1 protein-coding gene is annotated in these 1,344 nt (G+C 71.2%); it reads right to left on the reverse strand.

The genetic code is table 11. The annotated features are described in order from the left end of the window. Positions 1 to 119: 119 nt before the first annotated feature. On the reverse strand, positions 120 to 1,344 hold a 1,225-nt coding region (locus D7X74_RS41925; RefSeq protein ID WP_120538463.1), incomplete at its 5' end, for an OprO/OprP family phosphate-selective porin.

Genomic DNA, 1,344 nt, shown 5'->3' on the forward strand with positions numbered 1-1,344 from the left:
GGGGGAGGGCTGGCACGTCACGGCGGGCGCGAGCGTCATCCAGGTCGCGCGCGGGCTTCAAGACGCAGCAGGACGAAGCCCGCGTGACGCCGGGCGTCAGCGCCGGAGGAGGGGCGGCCCTAGAAGGCGACCTGGAAGCGGATCAGCAGGGCGTTCTCGGGGGCGCGGTCGCCGGTGGGGGCGCCGCCCTCGTAGTTCGTGCGGTGGAAGTTGGCGCCGAAGCGCACGCGCTTGTTGAAGTACCAGTTGGCGCCCACGCCGAAGCCCTTCGCCGCGCTCACCGACTTCGTGGGGTCCGCGAAGCGGGGGAAGGCGTCGTCGTCCAGATCCAACGCGTGGTAGCGCACCGCCACCTCCAGCGCGCCGCCCTGGCCCGTCTCCGGATCAAAGGGCGTGGTCGGCTTCACGCCGTCGTACGCGGCGCTCCCGCCGAACACCACCCACGAGGCCAGGGCCTGCCACGCGTGGTGGCGCAGCCGCGCTCGGGCATCCCCCACCTGCACCTCCTGCGAGGAGCTCACGTACTCCGCGAGCAGCCCCAGGGGGCCCTTGTAGAAGTACCCCTGGGGCGCGAAGCGCAGGTGCTCGCCGTGCGCCGTGACGGTGGTGCCAGCGGCCGTGCCGCTCAGGTAGCTGAAGATGACCTCCTGGCCGGTGCTGCGAAGGACGGACACGCCGGTGCTGGAGGACGTGCCGAACTGCTGGCCGCGCGTCACCGCGAAGCCCACGCCCAGCCCCTTGAGCAGGGCGGGGCCGCCGGGCTTGAAGGGCTGGACGAAGAGCCGGGCGGCCAGGTCGAAGCTGTCGTCGGTGTTGAGGTCGGTGCTCACGCCGTCCGCCCCTCCGTTGAGCGCCGCGAGCGAATACTGCAACCGTCCGCCGAGCACGTCGCCGTGCAGCTCCAGGCCCACGTCGCGGATGGGGACCAGGTCCACCGTGAGCGAGCGTTCGATGAAGGGCGTGTTGACCGCCGCCTGGAGCAGCTCCAGGCCGAAGGGCGTCTTGAACTTGCCGGCGCGCAGGCGGAGCTTGTCGCTCGGGTGGAAGTCGATCCACGCGTCCTGCACGAGCGGCTGTGCGCTGCCGAAGTCCGGCATGAAGCGGAAGTCGACGAAGCCGAAGAACGTTCCTTCCAGCATGGGGCGCACGCGCCGCATGACGAAGGTGTTGGTGCCGGTGCGGTCCGGGTCGTCGAGGAAGAAGCGCCCATCCGCCTGGAGCTGGCCGCGCAGTACGAAAGCTTCGCCCTGCCCTTCGTCGTCATGCTCGCGGTGCCCGTGGGCAGCGCCTGCTTCGCCACGTCCTCCATGGCCTGGAGCGCCTGCCCGGTGCTGACGCCGGGGG

Source organism: Corallococcus sp. CA047B (genome assembly GCF_003612065.1).
Taxonomy (GTDB): domain Bacteria; phylum Myxococcota; class Myxococcia; order Myxococcales; family Myxococcaceae; genus Corallococcus; species Corallococcus praedator.